We start from the raw sequence: 7,369 nt of genomic DNA, 5'->3' as shown, positions 1-7,369 counted from the left end.
TACTCGGGCCTCACTGCCGGGACGACCTACCACTGGCGCGTGAAGACGAAGAACGCGCAGGGCGAGTACGGGTCTTACTCGAACTGCTTCTCGTTCACGACGCTTCCCGCCCCGCTCGGGGCGCCGGCCCTGCTCAGCCCGGCCAACGGGGCTTTCGACCAGCCGGTCGCTCTGACACTCGATTGGGCAGACGTTGCAGGCGCCGTCGGGTATGAGCTTCAGGTCGGGACGAGTTGCGGCGTGGGAGCGATCTACGACATGACCGCCTCTATGTTCCCGCTCGGCGGACTCGATCTCGCGACGACATACTTCTGGCGCGTCCGCGCGAAGGACGCCTGCGACCAGTTCGGTCCCTACTCGACATGCTTCTCATTCAGGACAACCGAGTGTGATGGCGTCGTCCTCGGTCCCCCGACGCTCCTGACGCCGGCCGATGACGCGATCTGTCAACCGACGGCCGGCACGCTCGACTGGAGCGACGTCGATGGCGCGACCGGCTACATGGTGGAGATCGCGACGCCGGTTCGGGCGCGCGACACGCATGAGGTCACCGGTTCCGAGTACGACTACCTGCTCCTGCCGGGGACGACCTACATCTGGCGTGTGAGGACCAAGAACTGCGACGACGTCTACGGTTCCTACTCCTCGTCCTTCACATTCACCACGGTGCCGGCCGCCCCGCTTCCGCCGCCGGCGCTGCTCACCCCCGCAGACGGGGCGACGGACGTTCCGCTCGATGGGACGCTCACCTGGAGCGCGGTCCCGGGAGCCTCGGCCTACACGGTCCGACTCGGCACCGTCTGCGGCGGGGGAGCCGAGTCGGAAGTCCTCGGCACGTCTTACGACTATGCGGGGCTCGTTCTCGACACGACCTACTTCTGGCAGGTGAAGACCAAGGACGGATGCGGGCAGTACGGCGAGTACTCGACCTGCTTCTCGTTCAGGATCCCCGTCACCTCGACGCTGCCGACCGATCCGATCGTGCAGGAGCCCAACGGCGGCGAGGTCTGGCCTGCAGGCACGCAGCAAGACATCCGCTGGACGTCCGGTGCCGGCGGGGACGACGTCCGGATCGAGCTTCTGCTGAACGGGTCGGTTTGCGCGACCATCGCGCCCAGCACCCCCGACGACGGAAGCTTCCCGTGGACGGCGGCCCAGTGCGGCGGCGCCTCCACGGGGTACAAGGTTCGGATCACGAACCTGAGGACTCTCTACTTCGACGACAGCAACGGGACCTTCTCAATCCCGGGCCAGGCGGCGATCCAGGTCATCTCGCCGAACGGTCACGAGCGGTTGGTCTGGGGGGTCCCCTACGACATCGTCTGGGTCTCCACGAACGGGGGTCCGACGGTCCGGATCGAGCTTCTGAAGGGGGACGAGTTCTGCGCGCCCATCGAGGAGGCGGCGCCCAACACGGGAAGCTACCGATGGACTCCGGTCTTCTGCCAAGGCTTGGGTGGATACCGGATCCGTGTGACCGACAACCTGAATGGAGTATCCGATCGGAGCGATCAGACCTTCATCATCAAGCATCGGCGCGCGGGTCCTACGTCCGACCAAGCAGACGGAGAGACGTCGGTGACGCTACCGAATCCCTACACGACGAACGGGGCGATCACGATCGATCTCTGGGAGGACGGACCCGTGCGCGCGGCGATCTACAACGTGCGCGGGCAAAAGGTCCGGGATCTGCTCGACGCATCGCTCTCCGGCGGAGCGTACGAGTTCTCCTGGGACGGACGTGACGCCGCCGGCGTGCGGGTTCGGACCGGGATCTACTACTTGCGCATCAGTGCGAACGGGAGCGACTACACGAGGAAGTTGCTCTACGTCCATTAGCGACTGAAGACGGAGTCAGCGCCGGGGGCGGGTCCATCTTGGGTCCGCCCCCGGTTCTTGAGTCCGCGACACTGCCGCGGGCCGGCCCGCCGATCGGGCGTCTCGGGCGCGGCCAAACCACTCCAGAAAGGACGAACCCTTCAGGATGCGCTTCTTCTCCGGACGGACGCGTTGGGACCTGGGGATGAACGATCTGGCCCGACGGCATCGCGAGCTGCTCGCCTCGGGCGAGCGGATCCTCGACCTCACGGAGTCGAATCCGACGCGGTGCGGCATCTCCTATCCCGTCGCCGAGATCCTCGACGCGATCTCCGATCCGGCGGTGGCGCGCTACGATCCGCAGCCCCTCGGATCGCCTTGTGCCCGCCGGGCGGTCCGGTCCTACTGCGAGGAGCGGGGCGTTTCCGCCGCGGAAGGCGACATCGTTCTCTGTTCGAGCACGAGCGAGGCCTACGCCTGGCTGTTCAAGCTCCTCTGCGACGCGGGCGACGAGGTGCTGATCCCCGCGCCGAGCTACCCTCTGTTCGACTTCATCGCCCAGATCGAGGATGTGAAGCTCCTCCGCTACCCGATCCGCTACGAGGACGGCTGGCGCATTGACCTGGATCGCCTGGATGAGCTCGCGACCGGCGCGGCGAGGGCGATCGTTCTCGTTCACCCGAACAACCCGACCGGAAGCTACATCTCCGCGACGGAGATCGAGAGGATCCGCCGCATCGCGGAGGCGCGCGGGTTGGCGATCATCTCCGACGAGGTCTTCGCCGACTTCCCATTCGAGGAGCCCCCCCCGGGGCTCCCGACTCTCGCTTCCCCGTGCGGGCCCCTTGCCTTCTCGCTGGGCGGGCTCTCGAAGCTGGCCGGGCTGCCGCAACTGAAGCTGTCGTGGATCCTCGCGAGCGGTTCTCCCTCCGCGCGCCTGGAGGCGCTCGGTCGCCTCGAGGTGATCGGCGACACCTTCCTCTCCGTCGGGATTCCCGTCATGGCCGGATGCGCCCGCCTCCTCGAGATCGGCGCGGGGATCCGGGAACGGATCCGGAGTCGAATACGAGCCAACCGGGAGATCCTGTTGGGCGCGCGGAAGGCCTGCTCGTCGTGGGAGTGTCTGAGGGCCGACGGCGGCTGGTTCTCGGTTCTGAGGGTCCCGCGAATCATGGCGGACGAGGATCTCGCGCTGCGTCTTCTCGAGGATGAACGCATCCTCGTCCACCCGGGGCACCTCTTCGACTTCGATCGGGAGGGCTTCCTGGTCGTCAGCCTTCTGCCTCCGAGCGGAGAGTTCGAGGAAGCGGCGGAGCGGCTGGCCCGGGCGCTCGAGAAGATCGCCGGCTGACATTCTCATATGGCGGCCGCATCGAGAAGATTGCCGGCTGACGCGAGCCTCCTGTCGGCGTAGGATTCGGCCGCACGAGCGCCGGGATGGCGGAACTGGTAGACGCAGCGGATTTAAAATCCGCCGGGCCAAAAGCCCATCCGGGTTCGACCCCCGGTCCCGGCACATCGACCGGGGTCTCGACGCCGATATCGAGCGTCGGGCCCCATAGCTCCCTCGACTCGGTTCAGCTGGGAGATTGATCCCGGCCGCTCCCAGGTCCTACTTTGTGAATGTGGCAGAAGTAGGCTTCGAGAGGGCGCGCGCCGTGACGGGACTCGGATAGATGCGTTCCGAGCGAGTAGGGCGATGGCGGGAGATCCTGCCGTCCGGCCCCTGGGCAAGAAGGAAGGCGGCGCTTCGCGTTCTCTTCGAGGAGATCGCCCCCGACTACGACCGGCTGAACCATCTCCTGAGCTTTGGCCTCGACAGGCGGTGGCGCGCGCGCGCCGCGAGGGAGGCGATCGGCGAAGATGAGCCGGGCACCGTCCTGGACCTCGCCTCCGGGACCGGAGATCAGGCGAGCGCCCTGATCAAGCGCTCGAGCCGGATCCGGCTTCTTCGCGTCGACATCTCGCTGCCGCTGCTCGCGCGGGCGACCGAGAAGCTCCGCGGGGAACGGCGGGGGAGCGACGGCGTGTCTGCGCCGGAGCAGGAAGCGCTCTTCCCCTCCGGAATCCCGGTCGTGGCGGAGATGGAGTCCCTTCCCCTTCGTCCCGGAAGCTGCAAGGCGATCACGATGGCCTTCGCTCTGCGCCACGTCGAGAGTCTGGATCGGCTCCTTGCGGTCAGCGCCGAGGCGCTGGAGCCGGGCGGGCGGCTGGCGTTCGTGGACATGTCGCTTCCCGCCTCAGGCGCGTGGGCGGCCTTCTATCGTTTCTACTTCGTCCGGTGCCTGCCGAGGATCGCCCGCCTCTTTGGAGGGGAGAAGGAGGCGTATGACCTCATGGTGCGCTCCGTCCTCGCCTTTCCCGGCTGGGAAGCCCTGGAGGGCGCGGCGCGCGGGGCGGGGTTGCGAGAGGTGAGGACGATCGCTCTCACCGGCGGAGCCGCGCGGATCCTTACGGCCCGGCGTTGACTACCGCCCGAATCCCCTCACGACGACCTTCCCGAACGCCGATCGCCCCTCGAGATAGGCGTGGGCATCCGGGAGATCCTCCATCCTGAAGACGCGATCCAGGACGGGGGAGATTCCCCCGGGTTCCACGTGCCGCAGCGCCTCATCCATCTCGCTACGGCTTCCCATCGTCGATCCGAGGAGCGAGAGGCCCTTGAAGAAGAGGCGCCGCAGGTCGAGCGTGACATGGGGCCCCGACGTGGCGCCGCAGATGACGAGCCGTCCGCCCTTGACGAGCGCCCTCATGCTCCGATCCCAGGTCTCTGCGCCGACGTGCTCGATCACGACATCGACGCCGCGGCGGTTCGTCAGGCGGCGGACTTCGTCGAGGAAATCGGTCTCCCGATAGAGGATCACCTCGTCGGCGCCAAGGCGTCTCGCCTTCTTTGCCTTCTCCGCGTTGCCGGCCGTGGCGAGAACGCGGACCCCCATGCGCCTGGCGATCTGGATCGCCATCACTCCGACGCCGCTGCCCGCCGCCTGCACCAGCACCGTCTCGCCGGAGCGCAGGCGCGCTCGATCGACGATCATGTGCCATGCGGTGAGGAGGGAGAGGGGGATCGATGCGGCCTCCTCCGCGGAGAGATGCGGGGGCCGCCGCATGAGGGAGGCCGCCGGGGCGACCATCCGCTCCCGGCACCCTCCATCCGTCGTTTCTCCGAGGATCTCGTAGCGCGCGCAGAGATGGTCGGCGCCGCCCAGGCAGGACGCGCAATCCCCGCAACCGGACGCCGGCGCGAGCAGGACCTCGTCGCCGGGCCTCCATCCCTCGACCGAGGAGCCGACCCGCTCGATCGTCGCCGCGATGTCGGATCCCGGGACCAGGGGAAGCGGGAAGCGGTGGCCCGACACTCCGCGCCTCACCCAGAGGTCGAGGTGGTTCAGTCCGACCGCGTCGATCCGCAGCAGGACTTGCCCCGGACCCGGCGCGGCTTCGGGCCCCTCCACGACTCTCAGGACGGACGGCGGGCCATGCTCGACGATCTTCCAGGACCTCAATGCCGGATTTCCCCCTCGCTGCCCGGGACGGGCGGCCAGGAAACAGGCTACCCGGCGCCGCGCCCTTCGGTCAAAGGCCGGTCTTTCCTCTCCTTGCGGGCCCTACCGGATTCCCCTAGATTCGGGAATCGCACATGGAAACAGCGATCAGCCCCGCGGTCAGCATCGTCATTCCCGCCTACAACGAGGAGGATGGGATCTCCGAGGTCATCCGCCAGATCAGGGCCCTCCCCCTGCGGGCGGAGCTGATCGTCGTGGACGACGGGTCCGCGGACCGGACGGCGAGGCGGGCCGACGATGCCGGCGCGCGCGTCATCCGGCATCCGCGCAACAAGGGATACGGGGCGGCGCTCAAGACCGGCATTCTCTCGTCCGGCGCCCCCCTGATCATCATCACGGACGCGGATGGAACCTACCCGATCGATCGGATCGGGGAGATCGTCGGCCTCCTCGAAGACAACGACATGGTCGTCGCGGCGCGCACGGGGAGGAACGTCGCCATCCCCATGGTCCGCAGACCGGCGAAGTGGGTCCTGAACATCCTCGCCAACTACCTGAGCGAATCCAAGATCCCGGACCTCAACTCAGGACTGCGAGGATTTCGCCGCGAGAGCCTCGTTCCTTACCTGCCCGTCCTTCCGGCGGGGTTCTCCTTCACGACGACGATCACGCTGGCGATGCACGTCAACGACAGGCGGATCGCCTATCTGCCCGTCGACTACCATCCGCGCCGCGGGCGCTCCAAGATCCGCCCCTTGCAGGACACCCTGAACTTCCTCGCCCTGATCATTCGTACGATCCTCTACTTCAGGCCGCTCAAGATCTTTCTTCCGGTCTCCGCCTTTCTCTTCTTCGTCGCCGTGGCGATCTTCGCCTACAGCGCCGCCTTCACCGAGAAGATCATGGACGCCTCGGTCGCGATCACGCTCATGACATCCTTGCAAATGGCCGCCATCGGTCTTCTGGCCGACCTGATCGACAAGCGCTGCCAGCGATAGGGGCGCGGCGGGGGGGGGGATGGTCGTCGGAGTGGGCATCGACCTGGTCGAAGTCGAGAGGGTCGGGCGCGCAGCAGAGCGGTTCGGCGAGCGATTCCTGCGGCGGATCTTCCATCCGAACGAGCTGGAACATCCGAGGGGGGAGTGGGTTCAATTCCTCGCCGCGCGCTTCGCCGTCAAGGAGGCGCTGTTCAAGGCGCTGGGGACCGGCTGGTCGGGTGGAGTCCGCTGGATCGACGTCGAGGTCCAAAACCTGCGAAGCGGCCAGCCGATCCTGCTCCTGCACGGAACAGCGTCGCAGCGCGCGGACGAAATGGGCGCCAGGCGGACCCATGTCTCGATCACGCACACCGCAGGACACGCGGCCGCGGTTGTCGTCCTCGAGACCTTGGACCATGAGGCGTCCCGCCCCGGCCCGACAGCCTAGAGAGGAGAGATGATGCGCTATCTTCCCATGCTCCTGCTGCTATGGATCGCCGCGCCCATCCAGGCGGCCGCGCAGCGGCCCTCCGTGCCCGGCGGCATGCACGCGAACTTCCCCCCCGTCCCTGAGCTCTGGATGCAGGAGGAGGTCCGAGGCTTCCGCGCGGAGGTCGAGGCCAGGATCGAGACCGCGCGCCCGCAACTCGGCCGCGGCGCCGGCGTGATCGCCCTGACCGACTCGCTGCTCGCCGCCTGGCGGCGGTTCGGCGACCGGCTCGTTGAGGAGCGCGGGGACTTCCACCAGATGCACCGCGGCGGCGCCTACTGGTTGCTGACCACGGACGAAGCCGCCGACACTCTGACCGACCGGCTGGGCCTCGTCCTCGAGCGCTACGTGAAGGCGCACCCGGAGGAGTCGCTGGGCCCCGCCCGGGTCCAGTGGGAGATCGGGGCGGAGAATCTGGGAGTGCCGAAGAACAGGCTCTTCGGATTCCAGTTCGTCGAGCTTGCCACGCGCGGAGGCGCGCTGAGACGGAGCCTCATCGAGGCCGGTCCGAAGGACGAGGCTGTCCTGTTCGATGCCTATCTACGTTTCCTCTGGGACCTCGTCCAGTTCTACAGGCA

7 protein-coding genes and 1 tRNA gene are annotated in these 7,369 nt (G+C 67.4%); 7 read left to right on the top strand and 1 reads right to left on the bottom strand.

The features are described from left to right. The 4 genes from FJY88_10250 to FJY88_10235 all read left to right on the top strand — a co-directional run. Positions 1–1,839: T9SS type A sorting domain-containing protein (locus tag FJY88_10250; GenBank protein ID MBM3287712.1), on the top strand; the 1,839-nt coding region annotated here is incomplete at its 5' end. Positions 1,840–1,984: 145 nt separating this feature from the next. Further along, a complete protein-coding gene (locus FJY88_10245) occupies positions 1,985–3,169 on the top strand; it encodes a pyridoxal phosphate-dependent aminotransferase (GenBank protein MBM3287711.1) in 1,185 nt (394 codons plus the stop codon). 80 nt (positions 3,170–3,249) lie between these two features. Further along, a tRNA-Leu gene (locus FJY88_10240) sits at positions 3,250–3,334 on the top strand. 160 nt (positions 3,335–3,494) lie between these two features. Next, entirely contained in the window at positions 3,495–4,286 is a 792-nt protein-coding gene (locus FJY88_10235) for a methyltransferase domain-containing protein (protein MBM3287710.1), read from the top strand. Here FJY88_10235 and FJY88_10230 read toward each other — a convergent pair whose 3' ends face one another. Then, a complete protein-coding gene (locus FJY88_10230; GenBank protein ID MBM3287709.1) occupies positions 4,287–5,324 on the bottom strand; it encodes a zinc-binding dehydrogenase in 1,038 nt (345 codons plus the stop codon). It abuts the gene before it with no gap. 134 nt (positions 5,325–5,458) lie between these two features. Here FJY88_10230 and FJY88_10225 point away from each other — a divergent pair, with 134 nt between their 5' ends. From FJY88_10225 to FJY88_10215, 3 genes are all read left to right on the top strand, one after another. After that, complete coding sequence (locus tag FJY88_10225) at positions 5,459–6,322, top strand: glycosyltransferase family 2 protein (protein MBM3287708.1); 864 nt, start codon at positions 5,459–5,461, stop codon at positions 6,320–6,322. Between the two features lie 19 nt (positions 6,323–6,341). Further along, complete coding sequence (locus FJY88_10220; GenBank protein MBM3287707.1) at positions 6,342–6,749, top strand: holo-ACP synthase; 408 nt, start codon at positions 6,342–6,344, stop codon at positions 6,747–6,749. Between the two features lie 12 nt (positions 6,750–6,761). Beyond that, positions 6,762–7,369: hypothetical protein (locus tag FJY88_10215; GenBank protein ID MBM3287706.1), on the top strand; the 608-nt coding region annotated here is incomplete at its 3' end.

It is taken from the genome of Candidatus Eisenbacteria bacterium (genome assembly GCA_016867495.1).
Classification (GTDB): domain Bacteria; phylum Eisenbacteria; class RBG-16-71-46; order CAIMUX01; family VGJL01; genus VGJL01.
Note: the sequence above shows the minus strand (reverse complement) of the source record. Positions and strands in the feature narration are given on the sequence as shown.